The sequence below is a fragment of the Nonomuraea sp. NPDC050478 genome, assembly GCF_044458265.1.
Taxonomy (GTDB): domain Bacteria; phylum Actinomycetota; class Actinomycetes; order Streptosporangiales; family Streptosporangiaceae; genus Nonomuraea; species Nonomuraea ferruginea.
Map to the genome: position 1 here is coordinate 700,920 of NZ_JBITHT010000006.1, position 14,337 is coordinate 715,256.

16 protein-coding genes are annotated in these 14,337 nt (G+C 69.6%); 5 read left to right on the plus strand and 11 right to left on the minus strand.

The annotated features are described in order from the left end of the window. Positions 1-33: 33 nt before the first annotated feature. On the minus strand, positions 34-663 hold the full coding sequence (locus tag ACIBF7_RS32360; protein ID WP_271277208.1) for a hypothetical protein: 630 nt from the start codon (positions 661-663) through the stop codon (positions 34-36). Between the two features lie 38 nt (positions 664-701). Between ACIBF7_RS32360 and ACIBF7_RS32365 the strand changes: the two genes are divergently transcribed. Beyond that, positions 702-1,298 (plus strand): UTRA domain-containing protein, encoded by a 597-nt coding sequence (locus tag ACIBF7_RS32365; protein ID WP_148029404.1) that lies wholly within the window; start codon positions 702-704, stop codon positions 1,296-1,298. 157 nt (positions 1,299-1,455) lie between these two features. On the opposite strand, the gene ACIBF7_RS32370 is transcribed toward ACIBF7_RS32365, so the two are convergent. Beyond that, positions 1,456-2,310, minus strand: a complete 855-nt coding sequence (locus ACIBF7_RS32370; protein WP_397198830.1) for an Ig-like domain-containing protein — start codon at positions 2,308-2,310, stop codon at positions 1,456-1,458. A 260-nt stretch (positions 2,311-2,570) separates the two neighbouring features. Between ACIBF7_RS32370 and ACIBF7_RS32375 the strand changes: the two genes are divergently transcribed. Both ACIBF7_RS32375 and ACIBF7_RS32380 read left to right on the plus strand, forming a co-directional pair. Next, positions 2,571-3,776, plus strand: a complete 1,206-nt coding sequence (locus tag ACIBF7_RS32375; RefSeq protein WP_271277210.1) for an ATP-binding protein — start codon at positions 2,571-2,573, stop codon at positions 3,774-3,776. Continuing rightward, a complete protein-coding gene (locus ACIBF7_RS32380; RefSeq protein WP_271277211.1) occupies positions 3,777-4,241 on the plus strand; it encodes an N-acetyltransferase in 465 nt (154 codons plus the stop codon). A 15-nt stretch (positions 4,242-4,256) separates the two neighbouring features. Here the strand turns inward: ACIBF7_RS32380 and ACIBF7_RS32385 are convergent, their stop codons facing one another. Next, positions 4,257-4,856: a hypothetical protein gene (locus ACIBF7_RS32385; protein ID WP_271277212.1), complete on the minus strand. Its 600-nt coding sequence runs from the start codon at positions 4,854-4,856 to the stop codon at positions 4,257-4,259. Between the two features lie 66 nt (positions 4,857-4,922). On the opposite strand from ACIBF7_RS32385, the gene ACIBF7_RS32390 reads away from it, so the two are divergent. Together ACIBF7_RS32390 and ACIBF7_RS32395 are read left to right on the plus strand one after the other, a co-directional pair. Continuing rightward, a complete protein-coding gene (locus ACIBF7_RS32390) occupies positions 4,923-5,783 on the plus strand; it encodes an alpha/beta fold hydrolase (protein WP_271277213.1) in 861 nt (286 codons plus the stop codon). Beyond that, on the plus strand, positions 5,783-6,568 hold the full coding sequence (locus ACIBF7_RS32395) for a MerR family transcriptional regulator (RefSeq protein ID WP_271277214.1): 786 nt from the start codon (positions 5,783-5,785) through the stop codon (positions 6,566-6,568). Before ACIBF7_RS32390 ends, ACIBF7_RS32395 begins: the two co-directional genes overlap by 1 nt. Here ACIBF7_RS32395 and ACIBF7_RS32400 read toward each other — a convergent pair. From ACIBF7_RS32400 to ACIBF7_RS32435, 8 genes are read right to left on the minus strand one after another with little or no spacing between them, the layout of a single operon-like run. Next, the gene (locus ACIBF7_RS32400) at positions 6,553-7,482 is read right to left on the minus strand and encodes an aldo/keto reductase (RefSeq protein ID WP_271277215.1); all 930 of its coding nucleotides are present in this window, start codon (positions 7,480-7,482) and stop codon (positions 6,553-6,555) included. The two genes, ACIBF7_RS32395 and ACIBF7_RS32400, sit on opposite strands and share 16 nt — an antisense overlap. Beyond that, positions 7,479-7,784: an L-rhamnose mutarotase gene (locus tag ACIBF7_RS32405; protein ID WP_271277216.1), complete on the minus strand. Its 306-nt coding sequence runs from the start codon at positions 7,782-7,784 to the stop codon at positions 7,479-7,481. The genes ACIBF7_RS32400 and ACIBF7_RS32405 overlap by 4 nt, the downstream gene beginning before the upstream one ends. Continuing rightward, the gene (locus ACIBF7_RS32410) at positions 7,784-8,782 is read right to left on the minus strand and encodes an ABC transporter permease (RefSeq protein ID WP_187280961.1); all 999 of its coding nucleotides are present in this window, start codon (positions 8,780-8,782) and stop codon (positions 7,784-7,786) included. The genes ACIBF7_RS32405 and ACIBF7_RS32410 overlap by 1 nt, the downstream gene beginning before the upstream one ends. Continuing rightward, positions 8,779-10,227 carry a sugar ABC transporter ATP-binding protein gene (locus ACIBF7_RS32415; protein WP_364237540.1) on the minus strand — a complete coding sequence of 483 codons (1,449 nt, stop codon included), beginning with the start codon at positions 10,225-10,227 and terminating at the stop codon, positions 8,779-8,781. Before ACIBF7_RS32415 ends, ACIBF7_RS32410 begins: the two co-directional genes overlap by 4 nt. A 29-nt stretch (positions 10,228-10,256) precedes the next feature. Next, the gene (locus tag ACIBF7_RS32420; protein WP_271277217.1) at positions 10,257-11,285 is read right to left on the minus strand and encodes a sugar ABC transporter substrate-binding protein; all 1,029 of its coding nucleotides are present in this window, start codon (positions 11,283-11,285) and stop codon (positions 10,257-10,259) included. An 8-nt stretch (positions 11,286-11,293) separates the two neighbouring features. Beyond that, on the minus strand, positions 11,294-12,037 hold the full coding sequence (locus ACIBF7_RS32425) for an SDR family NAD(P)-dependent oxidoreductase (RefSeq protein WP_271277218.1): 744 nt from the start codon (positions 12,035-12,037) through the stop codon (positions 11,294-11,296). Next, entirely contained in the window at positions 12,034-13,341 is a 1,308-nt protein-coding gene (locus ACIBF7_RS32430; RefSeq protein ID WP_271277219.1) for an L-fuconate dehydratase, read from the minus strand. The genes ACIBF7_RS32425 and ACIBF7_RS32430 overlap by 4 nt, the downstream gene beginning before the upstream one ends. Beyond that, positions 13,338-14,135: a fumarylacetoacetate hydrolase family protein gene (locus ACIBF7_RS32435; protein ID WP_271277220.1), complete on the minus strand. Its 798-nt coding sequence runs from the start codon at positions 14,133-14,135 to the stop codon at positions 13,338-13,340. The genes ACIBF7_RS32430 and ACIBF7_RS32435 overlap by 4 nt, the downstream gene beginning before the upstream one ends. Positions 14,136-14,337: the final 202 nt, after the last annotated feature.

Here is a 14,337-nt window from a genome sequence, read left to right on the forward strand (position 1 = left end):
CCTACGAGCCGGGCGAGTCGGCTTCCTGGCTGTTCATCCTGTCCTGACCAGCTCGCGTACATCGTGCAGCTGGACGACCTGCGACGTGGCCAGGATATGCGGGTGGCGGGCGAAGGCGTCCCAGGAGACGTAGACGTTGTGCGCGGTCAGCGTCGGCACCGGGCCGGGCTCGTACATGTCGGCCAGCACTCCGGCGGGCTCGACCCGGCCGACGGTGCACACGGTGGCATCGGCGCGCAGCATCGGGCACTCGCTCAGCGCGATGTCGACGCAGGCGCGGCAGGTGGGCGGCGCGTTCGTACGGCCCCCTCGCCCGCTGTCGTCGACCTCGAACACGGGCGGGACGAGGATCCACCATGACCGGCCGGTGCCCGGTTCGGTAGCGGGGCGGGAGCAGACCTGGCACAGCAGCCGGTCCATGCACAACCACTGCCGTCTCGTGTTGAGCATGCGCATCCGCTCGGGGCCGCGCTTGCCGACACGCCTGCGCAGGTCCCGCACGCGGGCGCGCAGGACGCCGCCGACGCGGTCGCCCTTGCGCGGGATCTCGTACGCCAACCGCAGCCCGCGGTCCGATCCGGCGTGCGGCTCGAACACGAGCCGGTCGCGTACCTCCTCGCGGGCGTAGGCGATCACAAACGGGACGACGCTGTAGCCGCTCACGGCCGGTCCCACAGCTCGACGTAGATCATCCGTCCGGTGTGCGTGGCCTGCTCCCCGTACGCGTCGGCGAGGCGGGACAGCAGGTGCTGGTGCGCTCGTGGTTCCGGGAGCGGCAGGACGGCTCGCCGTTCGGTCCGGCGATAGAGGAGCAGGGCCGTCACGGCAGCTTGGAGTACACCTCCGACACGATGCAGGCCCCGCCGGAGATACGCGAGCGGCTCGGCCTCGCCGAAGCGGACGGGCACTGGCACGACGTCATGCGCACCGCCTACCTGTTCTCGACCAAGGACGAGGGGCCGTGGATGCTGCTGACCTCATGGGAGCCGCTGGCGCTGACGAAGGGCACGCCGATCGCGTTCCCCGAAGGCGGCGAGTTCGCGGGTCAGGGCGTGCCACGCCGCATGGCCTCCATCGGGCTGATGGTGGACGCCTGGGACGAGCGGGTGTCGGCGCGGGTGGCGACCCACAAGGAGGCGAAGCGGCTCGACATCGGCGCGGGAAGCGTGGTGATGGTGATCCAACGGGCCCACCTCGCCGGCGATCGAGTGGTGGAGGTGGCGGACATCGTGGTGCCCGCGGAGTCGACCATGCTGGCGTACAACGGCCCGGTCGGCGATGCGGCGGCTACCTCGTGAGGTTCGCGCCGCAGCCACGGCGTTGGACTCCTATGGCACAGCAGAACAGAACTACAGTTTCAGCAGGGTGAAGCTGACGATGTTCGGAGTGAACTCCTCGTGACCGAGGGATTGACGATGGACAGCGATACTCCAGACATCAGCCCGCCGCCTTGTGCTAGGTTGGAGATGTCTCGCCGGTGGTGAATGACCAGGTGTAGGGCGCCATGACATTGCCGGAGTCGTTCTTGGCCCCGCTGACCTCCACCCGGTACACGGTCGAGGCAGCGAGCGGCGCCGCAGGTGTGAAGGTCCACAGGGTGTTGCCGTTGTCGCTGCTGAGCGTCCCCTGTGCGGCCGTGTCCGATGGATCCTTGATGATGACTTGGACGTCGGTCACCGCCTCGTTGATCGTCATCATGACCTTGATGTCCGGGGGCGCATCGGTGGCATCCCGGCCGGGTTCGAACCCGCTCACGGTCGGAACGTCAGCCCCCGTGGTGAACGACCAAGTGTGCGGGCCGGACATGACGTTGCCCGCCGCGTCCTTCGCACCGGACACTTCGACGGTGTATCGGGTATCGACGGCCAGCGGCTGCTCGGGCAGGAACGCTGCGATGTCTTCGTTCTCCTGCTGGGAGGTGCCTGCGACCGGGGAGCCGTCGGGGCCCTTCAGCTCCATCCGCGCTTCGGTGACCGACTCGCTGAACACGGCCCAGATCTCGGCCTTGGGATGTACTCCCGCCGCGTCCTTCTCTGGGCCAGAGGCGACCACTGTAGGCGGATCGGTGTCCTCGACAGGTGGATCGATCTGTTCCGGTGGTACGGAAAGGAGCGGGTCGTTGCTATCGCGAACCGACCGAGTGTCGACCGCCTGCAACTGCTCCAGCAGTTCCTCCGCGGTGATGTCCTCAGGGTCGGGCAGCGCCGGATAACCGCGAAAGCGATCTGGATCGTTCATGAACGCTTCCCACTCTTCGGACATCTGCGGCTCAGGTTCGCCTTCGTAGTAGAAGCGCATCACCTCAGACATGGACAGCCAATCTATTCACCAGGGCGCAGCAGAGCTACCGCAGTTGCTGGCGGCTAGTGCTGCCGGAGACGATCAGCGGGTTGGGTGGGAGTCTCAGCCAGGGTACGGCCAACCCACCACGGAATGAGCGGCCAATCACCCATAAGAAGGGCGACCAAACCACCACGTGAATAGCGTCCAAACCACCGCTGATGTGCGATGCTGACCCCATGGCGCATACCCCCTTGGGCAGAGTGGTCGTCCGGCACGCGGAAACCCTCGTGAAGGAAGCCCTGACGGACACACGGGTGGTGCTGATCAACGGCGCCCGCCAGAGCGGCAAGAGCACGCTCGTGAAACAACTGGTCAACGAGCACGCGGCAGAGTGGCGCGATCTGGACGTGGCGTACATTCTCCAGGGCGCCCGAGCGGATCCCGATGGCTTCGTCGACGTTCCCGGCATGATGGTCATCGACGAGATCCAGCGGGCACCCGAGTTGCTGCTCGCCATCAAGGCTCAAGTCGACGCCGACCAACGTCCCGGTCGGTTCCTCCTGACGGGCTCGTCCCGTGTTCTCGCGCTGCGAACGTTGCCTGACACGCTCGTGGGACGGATGGAAACGATAGAACTGTGGCCCTTCTCCCAAGGAGAGATCGACGGCGCCCCCGACGGCTTCATCGATGCCGTGTTCGACCAAGGGCCAGACCTACGTCACACCGCCGATGTCTCACGAGCCGACTATGCGGAACGCGTCGTGCGGGGCGGTTTTCCGGAAGCGGTGGCGCGGGTGAACGATCGCAGACGGCGGCGCTTCTTCAGCTCCTATGTCGATCATCTGATTGCCCGCGACATGACCGCGTTGCTGGAGATCGAACGAGTGGCCGAGCTGCGCGTGCTCATCCGGCTACTCGCGGCACGTTCCGGACAACTTCTCGTCAGCCAGTCCCTCGGTGGCGAGGCAGGGCTGCCGGCCACCACGGCCTCCCGCTACCTGAACCTGCTCGAAGAGGTCTTCCTGATCAAACGCATACCTGCCTGGTCGAGAAACCTGAGCAACAGGGCCATCCGCACTGCCAAGGTGGCGTTCGTGGACTCCGGGATCGCCGCATACCTGCTCGGCGCCGACGCACGGGGCCTCGTACGTCCTGGGGGACAGTTCGGCCCCCTTATGGAGGGGTTCGTGCTCATGGAGCTCGCCCGCCAGCTGACCTGGACGGAAGAGCAGGTGGACCTCTACCACTACCGGACCAAGGACAAGGTGGAAGTGGACGCGGTCCTGGAAAACCGCCGGGGTCAGGTCGTGGGTATCGAGGTCAAGGCCGCATCGACCGTACGGCCGGACGATTTTCGAGGACTGCGGCACCTCGCCGACCGCCTTGGGGACGACTTCATCGCCGGGATCGTGCTCCACACGGGAACGCAGACGCTGCCGTTCGGGGATCGGATGAGGGCGATGCCGGTGAGCGCGTTGTGGGAGATTGGCTGAATGCGTATATCCGAGATCTCAGCTGATCAGCCGGGCCTGATCGATCTGCAGCACGCCGCCTACCGGGTCGAGGCGGAGATCATCGGTGATGACCGCATCCCGCCGCTGCACGAGACATCGGAGGAATTGCGGGCTCAGCCGCTCACCTGGCTGGGGGCGTTCGACGACGACGGCGAGCTGGCCGGGGCCGTGGCGTGGGAGGAGACGGCCGGGGAGATCGACCTGAACCGGCTCATGGTGCACCCCGGCGCGCACCGGCGGGGCATCGGCCGTGCTCTGGTGAAGGAGGTCATGGCCAGGGCCGGCGAGCGCCGGGTCGCGGTCTCCACCGGGCGCGACAACAAGCCCGCCAGGATGCTGTACGAGCGACTCGGGTTCACTCTCACCGGGGAGGCGGAGCCGGTGCCGGGGCTGTGGGTGGTGCACTACTTGCGATCCCGGTGTCTCTCGACGGACGCTGGTTGACCCGGCCATCACGCCTCACCAGTTGTCCCATCCATGATGACCGAACCAGCGACCGCCGACGTGGCGGTATTCGTCGTCGATGGTCTCCGCCTCCGGTTCTCCATGAGGCACCATGAGGAAGCCCGTGTTGCTGTCGATGACCCATTCTTCGGTGCCGAGGTAGGCCGAGCCCGGGACCGGTTCCGAGTCGACGTAGTGCGGAGCCGAGTAGCACACGCGATACAGCCCGACCCATTCGCAGGGCGCGTCGAGCCGCGACTGCTCCTTGACCGTCGCGGCATACGCCTCCATTTCGGGAAGAGAGATTTCGGGAAGAGAGATCGCGAATCTCAACTGGAAAGGCGCGTCCGTGACGAGCGACAGCAACATGACCCAGACGATCAGCGGGGCTGCCAGCCATCTCCATGGGCGACCGCCGGCCTGGCCCTTCAGCGAGGCCGCGATGAGGCGGCCGATGTAGATCAGAACCAGCGGGCCCAGGACGAAGACCCCTACCAGCAAGATCTCGGCGCGATACCAGAACGGCACGCTGGCCCAGTAGAGCACGAGCAGGCACGGGGCCAGCAGTCCGATCAGGAAGACCCACCCGGGTGGCTTGGTGATCGTGAAGATCATTAGAACACCATAGTTTCGGAGGAGCCGCTTGCCCCTGACGCAGGGTCAACCCCACAGCATGGTGAGATGACCACGAAACCCACGGTGACCGAGGTCGCCGGACCGCACCGGTCGCACGGCGAGCACGACGACGGGGAGCGGGCCGAGAAGGGCGACAGGACGATGCGGCACTTTACGATCCACCACGACGGCGTCACCATCCCGGTCTCCCGCGGCGGCCGGGGACGACCGCTGGTCCTGTGCCCCGGGTTGCATACGACGCAGGCCCACCTGCGAGAGCTGGCCGGCCTGCTGCGGCGCGACCACGACGTGGTGACCTTCGACCTGCGCGGCCACGGCTTCGCCTCGGCCGCCGGCCGGTACTCCTTCGAGGGGTTCCTGAGCGACCTCGGCGCGGTCATGGCGGAGCTGTGCCTGCCGGAGGCGCCCGTGCTGGCGGGTTACTCGCTGGGCGCCGACCTGGCCGTGCACCATGCCGCCGAGCATCCCGGCTCCGTCTCCGGGCTCGTCCTCATCGACGGGGCGAACCCGGTGCCCGAACCGTTCGTCACCGAGGCCGTCCTGCCGGCGTTCCGGGCCATGTGGGCGGATCTGGCGACGCGGCAGGAGGCCGAGAGGGGCACCGCACGCCAGGTGCTGCTCACCGCCCAGGAGACTCTCGACCTGAATCTCGAGATCGATGCCATCCGGTCCGAGATCCTCGACCGATACCGGAGGATCGACGTGCCCATCAGCCTGATCATGTCCACCTCGATGGCCGGCGACGGGCCGCCGAGTTTCAACGCGAACTGGCGTGCCGGTGCCGAGCGGCTCGTCCGCGAACATCCGCACATCGCCCTGACCTGGCTCGACGCCGACCACCAGCTGGTCTTCACCCATGCCCAGGACATCGCCCGGATCGTCCGGGATTCGACCGGCCGGGTGTGATGCTGACCATCGGCGAGCTGGCGTCGTACGCCGGGGTGACGGTCCGCGCGGTGCGGCACTACCACGCCAAAGGGCTGCTGCCGGAGCCGGAGCGGGACCGCTCCGGCTACCGCAGGTACGGCGCCGACGCCGTGGTCGAGCTGATCAGGATCCGGACCCTCGCCGAGGCCGGGGTGCCGCTGGCGCGGGTGCGGGAGCTGCTGCGGGCCGACGAGGAGGAGTTCGCCGCGGCGATCGCGGACATCGACAGGCGGCTGCGGGCGGAGATCCGCGAGCGGCAGCGGCACCGCGAGCGGATCTCCCGGCTCGCCTCCGGAGACAGTCTGGCGCTGCCCCCGGAGGTGGTCGAGTATCTCGACCGGCTGCGGGCGCTCGGGGTCGACGAGCGGATCGTCCAGGCCGAGCGCGACGGCTGGATCCCACTGGCCGCGCACTCACCCGAGCGGGTCCCCGGCTGGATGGCACGCAAGCGGGAGCAGCTCGACGACCCGCGGCTCGCCGGCTTCTACCTCACCCTGAGCCAGGCCTTTGACCGGACCGACGACGACCCGCGGCTGGTCGAGCTGGCCGACAGGCTGGCCGCCTACCTCACGCGGATGGCGGACGAGCGGGGCGAGGAGTACGTCGACGACACCGATATCGACTCGCCGCTCGCCCGGCTGATGGACACGCTGGCCTTCGACGTCGTGCCGCCGGCGCGCCGGCTGATCGCGTTGCTGGAGCAGCGGGGCTGGACGGGCTGGACCAGGCTTGAGCGCGTGCCGCCTGATCAGCGCCCCTCGTGAAGCAGGCCCTCGGCGCGCAGCTCGGACCAGAGCGCGCCGGGGACGGGCCGCTCCATCGACGCGGCGTTGGTCCTGACCTCGCCGGGCGAGCGCGCGCCGAGGACGATCGCCGCCGTCGCCGGGTGCAGCAGCGGGAAGGCCATCGCGGCCTGCGGGAGCGTCACCCCGTGGGCCGCGCACACCGAGGCGATCCGCCGGGCCCGGTCCAGCAGTTCCGGCGGGGCGGGCGCGTAGTCGAAGGTGCCCGACGGGTCGGGGGTCGCGAGGAGGCCACTGTTGAAGACCCCGGCCGCCAGCACCCGGACGCCCCGTGCGGCGCAGGCGTCCAGGAGCGGCAGGCCCGACTGGTCGAGCAGGGTGTGGCGGCCGGCGAGCATGACCACGTCGAGGTCCGTCTCCCGGACGAATCTCAACGGCGCCCGCCACTGGTTCATGCCGACCCCGATGGCCTTGACCACGCCCTGCGAGCGCAGTTCGGCGAGCGCCGGGTACGCCTCCGAGAGCGCCTGGTCCAGGTGGTCGTCCGGGTCGTGGATGAGCGCGAGGTCGACGCCCGGCAGCCCGAGCCGCTCCAGCGACTCCTCCAGCGAGCGGAGCACGCCGTCGCGGGAGAAGTCCCACACGCGTTCGAAATCACCCGGCACGTCGAAGCCCTGGGTGTCCCTCCGGACAGAGGACGAGGGCACCAGCAGCCGGCCGACCTTGGTCGAGAGCACGTATCCCGACCTGCCGCGGAGCGCCGCGCCCAGGCGGCGCTCCGACAGGCCGAGCCCGTAGTGCGGCGCGGTGTCGAACAGGCGCACCCCGCTCTCCCAGGCCGCGTCGACGGTGGCGCGGGCCTGCTCGTCGGTGACGGCCGAGAACAGGTTGCCGATGGGCGCGGCGCCCAGGCCGACGCGGGGCAGCGCGATCACGTCAGCTCCCAGACCAGCCGGAGACCGCCGGAGTCCTTGTCGAAGCCGCCGTCGAGGAGCCGGTTCATGCGGGCCTGCCACGCCCGGTCGGCCGGATGGTCGCGGAGCGCGGCCTGCAGCGCGGCGTAGTCGTCGACCTCGACGACGTGGAACAGGTCGAGCCCGTCGCGGTAGATCCGCCACGAGTGCAGGCCGTGCGCGCGCATGGCCCGCTCGAGCTCCGCCGGGAGCTCGGCGTGCTCGCGGTCGTAGACCTCCTCGCAGCCGGGCTTCAGCCTGGTACGCAGCGCGAGCCGTTCCATCAGTCCTGTGCCTTCCCGCCGGCTATCCGGCTGATCATGAGGGCGAACAGGATGATGGTCCCGTAGACGACCGGCTGCCAGAAGCCCGAGACGCCCTGGAGCGTGAGCAGGTTCTGCACCAGGCCGATGACGAGCACGCCGGTGAGCGCGCCGAGGATCGTGCCCTTGCCGCCGTCCATGCTGACGCCGCCGATGACGGCCGCCGCGAACACCATGAAGATCCAGTTGACGCCCATGCCGGAGCCGATGGCGCCGAGCCGGCCGGTCTCCAGGATGCCCGCCAGCGCGGCGAGCGTGCCGCCGAGGATGAACACCCCCCACAGCACCCGGTCCACCCGGATGCCGGCGGCGCGGGCCGCGTCGATGTTGCCGCCGATCGCGTACAGGGACCGGCCCACCCGCAGGTAGGCGAGCCCGGCGATGCCCGCGGCGAACAGCGCGCCGGCGATCCAGATCGAGGCCGGCAGGCCGAGCCAGACGGCGCCGCCCAGGTAGAGCATCGACTCGGGCAGCTCGAACAGCGTCTTGCCCTCGGTCGGGCCGAGGTGCAGGCCGTGCACGATGATCAGCATGGCGAGCGTGACGATGAACGCCGACAGCTGGAACTTGATGATCAGGAACCCGTTGAACGCCCCGATCGCGGCCCCGATGAGCAGGCAGAGCGGGATCACCAGCACGGCCGGCAGCCCGATGCCGAGCCCTCCGGCCGACACCGGCACGACCAGGAGCACGGCCAGGGCGGGCGCCATGCCGACGGTCGACTCCAGCGACAGGTCGAACTTGCCGGAGATCAGAATCAGCGCCTCGGCCAGCACCAGCAGGGAGATCGCGGCCTGCTGCTGGAGGACGTTGGTCAGGTTGCCGGCCGTCAGGAAGACCGGGTCCAGGAACGCGCCCACGATCAGCAGGAGCACGATCACCGGGACCAGCGTCAGGTCCCGGAACCTGGCCAGCCTGAGCCGGGGCACGGCCGGGGTCAGTGCGGTCGGTGTGGTCACTCTTCGATGCCTTCCATCACGGCCACGAGTTCGTGGTCACTCCAGCCACGCGGCACGTCCTTGACGACCCGTCCGTGGAACATCACCAGGACGCGGTCGCAGATCCGCAGGTCGTCCAGCTCGTCGGAGACGAGCACGGCGCCCGCGCCCCGGTCGGCCGCGTCCTCGACGGCGCCGAGCAGCGCCTGCTTGGCCTTGACGTCGACGCCCGCCGTCGGGTTGATCACGACCAGCGCGTCCGGGTCGTCGGCCAGCGCCCGGGCGAACACCACCTTCTGCGCGTTCCCGCCGGACAGGTCGCCGACGGGCTGGTCGGGCCCCTCGGTCTTGATGTCCAGGTCCTGGATCATCCGTACGGCACGGGCGCGGCGTCTCGCGGGTGAGACGGCGCCGAGCCGGCCCAGCTTGTGCGCGATCGACATCGTCCCGTTCTCGGCCACGGACAGCAGTGGCACGAAGCCCTGGTGGTGGCGGTCCTCCGGGACGAACCCGAGCCCGGCGGCGAGCGCGGCCGGGACGTCGCCCGGCCTGACCGCCCGGCCGTTCACGGTGACGGCGCCGGTGTCGGCCCGGCGCAGGCCGACCAGGGTCTCGGCGAGCGACACCTTGCCGCTGCTGCCTGACCCGGCCAGCCCGACGACCTCGCCTGACCGTACGGACAGCTCGACGTCCTGGTAGCGGCCGGCGAGCGAGAGGCCGGACGCGGCCAGCACCACCGCCTCGCGCGGGGTGCGGGCGCGGGCCTGGTAGGCCGCGGTCGCCTCCCCGGTCATGGCGTCGACCAGCTCGTCGTGCGGCAGGTCGGCGACGGGTGAGGTCATGATGTGCCGGGCGTCGCGGAAGACCGTGACGCTCTGGCAGATCTCGTAGACCTCGTCCAGGTGGTGCGAGATGTACATCATCGTCACGCCCTGCCGGCGCAGCGCGCGCATGCGGTCGAACAGCCGCTCGATGGCCGGACCGTCCAGGCGCGCGGTCGGCTCGTCCAGGATGATGAACCGCGCGCCGAAGGAGAGGGCGCGGGCGATCTCCACGAGCTGCCGCTGCTCGACGCCGAGGTCCCCGGCCAGCGCCCCCGGGTCGACGTCGACCTCGTACGTGTCGAGCAGTTCGCGCGCCCTGGCCCGCAGCGCCCGCCAGTTGATGAGGCGGCCCTCGGTCTGGCGGTTGAGGAACAGGTTCTCGGCCACGGTCAGGGCGGGGATGATCGTGGACTTCTGGTAGACGCAGGCGACCCGCTGCCGCCAGGCGTCGCGGTCGGCGAGGGCGGGGGCGGGCTCTCCCGCGAACCGCACCTCGCCCTCGTCGGGCCGCTGGAGCCCGGTGAGGATCGACACCAGCGTGGACTTGCCGGCGCCGTTCCTGCCGACGAGCGCGTGGGTCTCGCCCTCCGCGATCGAGATGCCCGCTCCGTTGAGCGCCGTGGTCGGGCCGAAGCGCTTCACGACATTTCGGGCTTCAACGTGATAAGTCATCACTTGACCTGGTTGCCCCAGAGGGTCTGGTCCTCGACGTTGTCCTTGGTGACCAGCGGCGCGGGAAGCTGGTCCTCAAGGCCGTTCGGCAGCTCGATGATCGTGCTGTCGTGGTCCGTCGCGCCCGGCTGGAACGTCTTGCCCTCCAGCGCCGCCTTGGCGTAGTAGAGCGCGTACTTCGCGTACAGGTCGGCCGGCTGCGAGATGGTGGCGTCGATCTCGCCCTTGCGGATCGCCTCGAACTCCTGCGGGATGCCGTCGTTGGAGATCACGACCACATGCTTGGGGTCGTCGGGCGGCAGCAGCAGGCCCTTCTGCTTGAGCACCTGCAGCGTCGGGGCCAGGTGCACACCGCCCGCGTGCATGTAGACGCCCTTGACGTCGGGGTGCTGCTCCAGCCGGGTCTGCAGCATGGACGCGGCCTTGCTGCCCTCCCACTCGGTGGGCTCGTCGAAGACCGTGATGCCGGGGAACTTGGTCTTCATGCACTCGCCGAACGCCTCGGCCCTGTCGCGCCCGTTGATCGAGCTGAGCGCGCCCATGAGCTGCACGACCTTGCCCTTGCCGCCGAGCCGCTCGCCGAGGAACTCGCAGGACTTGGTGCCGTAGGCGCGGTTGTCGGCCCGGACCACCATGTAGACCTTGCCCTTGTCGGGGCGGGTGTCGACGGTGACGACCGGGATGTTCTTGTTCTCCAGGTTCTGCAGGGTGCTGGCGATGGCGCCGGTGTCCTGCGGGGCCATGACGATCGCCTTGGCGCCCTGGCCGATCAGCGCCTGCACGTTGTTGACCAGCTTGGCCACGTCGTTCTGCGAGTTCGTGGCCGGCATCAGCTCGACACCGAGCTCGCCCGCCATCTCGGGGACGTACTTGATGTAGGAGTTCCAGAAGTCGGAGTCGGCGCGCGGGTGGTCGATGCCGACCTTGCCGCCTTCCCCTCCCGCTGCCGGGGTCGTGGTGGCGTCCGAACCGCACGCGGCGAGGGCGGCGACGAGGGCCGCGCAGGCGGCCAGCGGCTTGAGCTTCATCAGGGGGGTTACCTTTCTGGATGGTGCGGGCGGAGCCTCAGCCCCTGCATGCCGCCGTCCACGGCCAGGGCCGTGCCGGTGGTGGAGCCGGACTCGGGGCCGGCCAGATACGCGATGGCGGCGGCGACCTCTTCGGCGCTGACCAGGCGGCCCATCGGCTGCCTGGCTTCCAGCGCCGCCCGCTCGGCCGCGGGGTCGTCGGCGGCGTCGAGCAGCCGGGCGACCCAGGGGGTGTCGGCGGTGCCCGGGTTGACGCAGTTGACGCGGATGCCCTCGTGGATGTGGTCGGCGGCCATCGCCAGCGTGAGCGACAGCACCGCGCCTTTGGTCGCGCTGTAGAGGGCCCGCATAGGGAGACCGGCGGTGGCCGCGATCGAGCACGTGTTGACGATCGAGGCGTGCTCCGACCTGCGCAGGTACGGCAGCGCGGCCCGGCTGACGCGGACCATGCCGAACACGTTCACGTCGAACACCCGGCGCCACTCCTCGTCCGGGTTGTCCTCGACCGTGCCCTGGGCGCCGATGCCGGCGTTGTTGACGAGCACGTCGACGCCGCCGAGCCGGTCGGCCGCCTCGGCGACGGCCCGGCGCACCGCGGCGTCGTCGGCGACGTCGGCCGCGATGCCGATCAGCGGCTCGCCGGGCGGGTTCAGGTCGAGGCAGGCGACCTTCATGCCCCGCCCGGCGAGCAGGGTGGCGGTGGCCAGGCCGATGCCGGAACCGCCGCCGGTCACGATGGCTCTCAGGTTCACGTGTTCCTCCAGACCTCTCCGCCGGGGTAGGTGTGGGCGGCGATCGACTCGGCGTGCATCTCGGAGCTGAAGCCGGGCGCCGACGGGGCTCGGTAGCGGCCGTTCTCGATCACCACCGGGTCGGTGAAGTGCTCGTGCAGGTGGTCGACGTACTCGATCACCCGGTTCTCCATGGTCCCGGTGACGCTCACGTAGTCGAACATCGACAGGTGCTGCACCAGCTCGCACAGGCCCACGCCGCCGGCGTGCGGGCACACCGGCACCCCGAACCTGGCCGCGAGCAGCAGGATCGCGATGTTCTCGTTGACGCCGCCGACCCGGGCGGAGTCGATCTGCAGGTACGAGATCGCGCCGGCCTGCAGCAGCTGCTTGAACACGACGCGGTTCTGCACGTGCTCGCCGGTGGCGACCGGGACGGGTTTGATGCCCTCGGCGATGGCGGCGTGGCCGAGCACGTCGTCGGGGCTGGTCGGCTCCTCCACCCAGTGCGGGCCGAACGGCTTGAGCGCGGTCACCCACTCGATGGCGGAGGCGACGTCCCAGCGCTGGTTGGCGTCGACGGCGATGGGATAGTCGGGGCCGCACACCTCGCGGGCCACGGTGAAGCGGCGCACGTCGTCGGCGAGGTCGGCGCCGACCTTGAGCTTGATCTGGCCGAAGCCCTGGTCGAGCGCCTCCTGGCAGAGCCGGCGCAGCTTGTCGTCGTCGTAGCCGAGCCAGCCGGGCGAGGTGGTGTAGGCGGGGTAGCCGGCGCTCTTGAGGTGCTCGATGCGCTCCCGCTTCCCGCTTTCCGCATTTTTCAGGATCTGGAGGGCCTCGTCCGGCGTGAGCGCGTCGCTCAGATACCGGAAGTCGACGAGCTCGACGATCTCCTCAGGCGTCATCTCGGCCAGCAGCAGCCAGAGCGGCTTGCCCGCCCGCTTGGCCTTGAGGTCCCACAGGGCGTTGACCACGGCGGAGATCGCCATGTGCATGACGCCCTTCTCCGGCCCCAGCCAGCGCAGCTGCGAGTCGTAGACCATCTCCTTGTAGAGCGCGCCCAGGTCCTCGGCGTCGCGGCCGATCACGTACGGCTCCAGCGCGGAGATGGCGCCGGTCTGCACGTCGTTGCCGCGCCCGATGGTGAACGCGAACCCGTGCCCGGCGTACCCGTCGTCGGTCCTGAGCACCACGTAGGCGGCCGAGTAGTCGGGGTCGGGGTTCATCGCGTCGGAGCCGTCGAGCTCCCGCGAGGTCGGGAAGCGCACGTCGTGCGTCTCCATCGCGACGATCCGGTACGAGCCCGCGCCCTGTGTCGTCGTCATGCCTGACCCACCGTCTGCCGCTGCCGGCCGAGGCCCTCGATCTCCAGCTCCACGACGTCACCGGCCCGGAGGTAGGGCTGGCCGGGCATGCCCATGGCGACCCCGGCCGGGGTGCCGGTGTTGATGAGGTCGCCGGGCTCCAGCACCATGAAGTGGCTCAGGTAGCGGACGATCTCCGCCACGTCGAAGATCATGTCCTTGGTGGAGCCGTCCTGCCGCCGCTCGCCGTTCACCCAGAGCCGCATCGCCAGGTCTTGCGGGTCGCCGACCTCGTCGGCGGTCACCAGCCAGGGGCCGAGCGGGTTGAAGGTCTCGCACGACTTGCCCTTGTCCCATTGGCCGCCCCGTTCGAGCTGGAACTCCCGCTCGGACACGTCGTTGGCCACCGCGTACCCCGCCACCGCGTCGAGGGCCTCCTCCCGCGACTCCAGGTAGCGGGCGCGCCTGCCGATCACGACGGCCAGCTCGACCTCCCAGTCGGTCTTCACGCTGCCGCGCGGCACCAGCACCTCGTCGTACGGCCCGACCATGGTGTCGCTCGCCTTCATGAAGACGACGGGCTCGGCGGGCGGCTCGGCGCCGGACTCGGCGGCGTGGTCGCGGTAGTTCAGCCCGATGCACACGATCTTCCCCGGCCGGGCGACGGGGGCGCCGACGCGCAGGCCCCCGGCGTCGGCGACGGGCAGCGTGCCGCGCTCCAGGGCCTCCCGCACGCGCGCCACTCCGCCGGAGGCGAGGAAGGCGCCGTCGATGTCGGGCTCCCCGATGTCGCGGAGGTTACCGTCGGCATCCATCGCCACCGGTCGTTCCTGGCCTACGGGTCCTACTCGCAGCAGCTTCACACCGCGTCCTTCAGTCATACATCGGATGTCTCGCCTCCCGATGCTGAAGGCGGCCTCGGGTGCGTGTCAAGAGCCTCACGCTGGTTAAATCCGATCCGTGACCTGAGGGTCCGGCCCGCCGCGCTCTGACTGCCCGCCGCACGGAACAGGAGAA

What these genes read in the sequence shown, in the direction of transcription:
- ACIBF7_RS32370 (WP_397198830.1), bottom strand. Translation starts at nt 2,310, where the DNA reads ATGTCTGAGGTGATGCGCTTCTACTACGAAGGCGAACCTGAGCCGCAG.
- ACIBF7_RS32430 (WP_271277219.1), bottom strand. Translation starts at nt 13,341, where the DNA reads ATGACGACGACACAGGGCGCGGGCTCGTACCGGATCGTCGCGATGGAG.
- ACIBF7_RS32420 (WP_271277217.1), bottom strand. Translation starts at nt 11,285, where the DNA reads ATGAAGCTCAAGCCGCTGGCCGCCTGCGCGGCCCTCGTCGCCGCCCTC.
- ACIBF7_RS32395 (WP_271277214.1), top strand. Translation starts at nt 5,783, where the DNA reads ATGCTGACCATCGGCGAGCTGGCGTCGTACGCCGGGGTGACGGTCCGC.
- ACIBF7_RS32390 (WP_271277213.1), top strand. Translation starts at nt 4,923, where the DNA reads ATGACCACGAAACCCACGGTGACCGAGGTCGCCGGACCGCACCGGTCG.
- ACIBF7_RS32380 (WP_271277211.1), top strand. Translation starts at nt 3,777, where the DNA reads ATGCGTATATCCGAGATCTCAGCTGATCAGCCGGGCCTGATCGATCTG.
- ACIBF7_RS32405 (WP_271277216.1), bottom strand. Translation starts at nt 7,784, where the DNA reads ATGGAACGGCTCGCGCTGCGTACCAGGCTGAAGCCCGGCTGCGAGGAG.
- ACIBF7_RS32385 (WP_271277212.1), bottom strand. Translation starts at nt 4,856, where the DNA reads ATGATCTTCACGATCACCAAGCCACCCGGGTGGGTCTTCCTGATCGGA.
- ACIBF7_RS32435 (WP_271277220.1), bottom strand. Translation starts at nt 14,135, where the DNA reads ATGGATGCCGACGGTAACCTCCGCGACATCGGGGAGCCCGACATCGAC.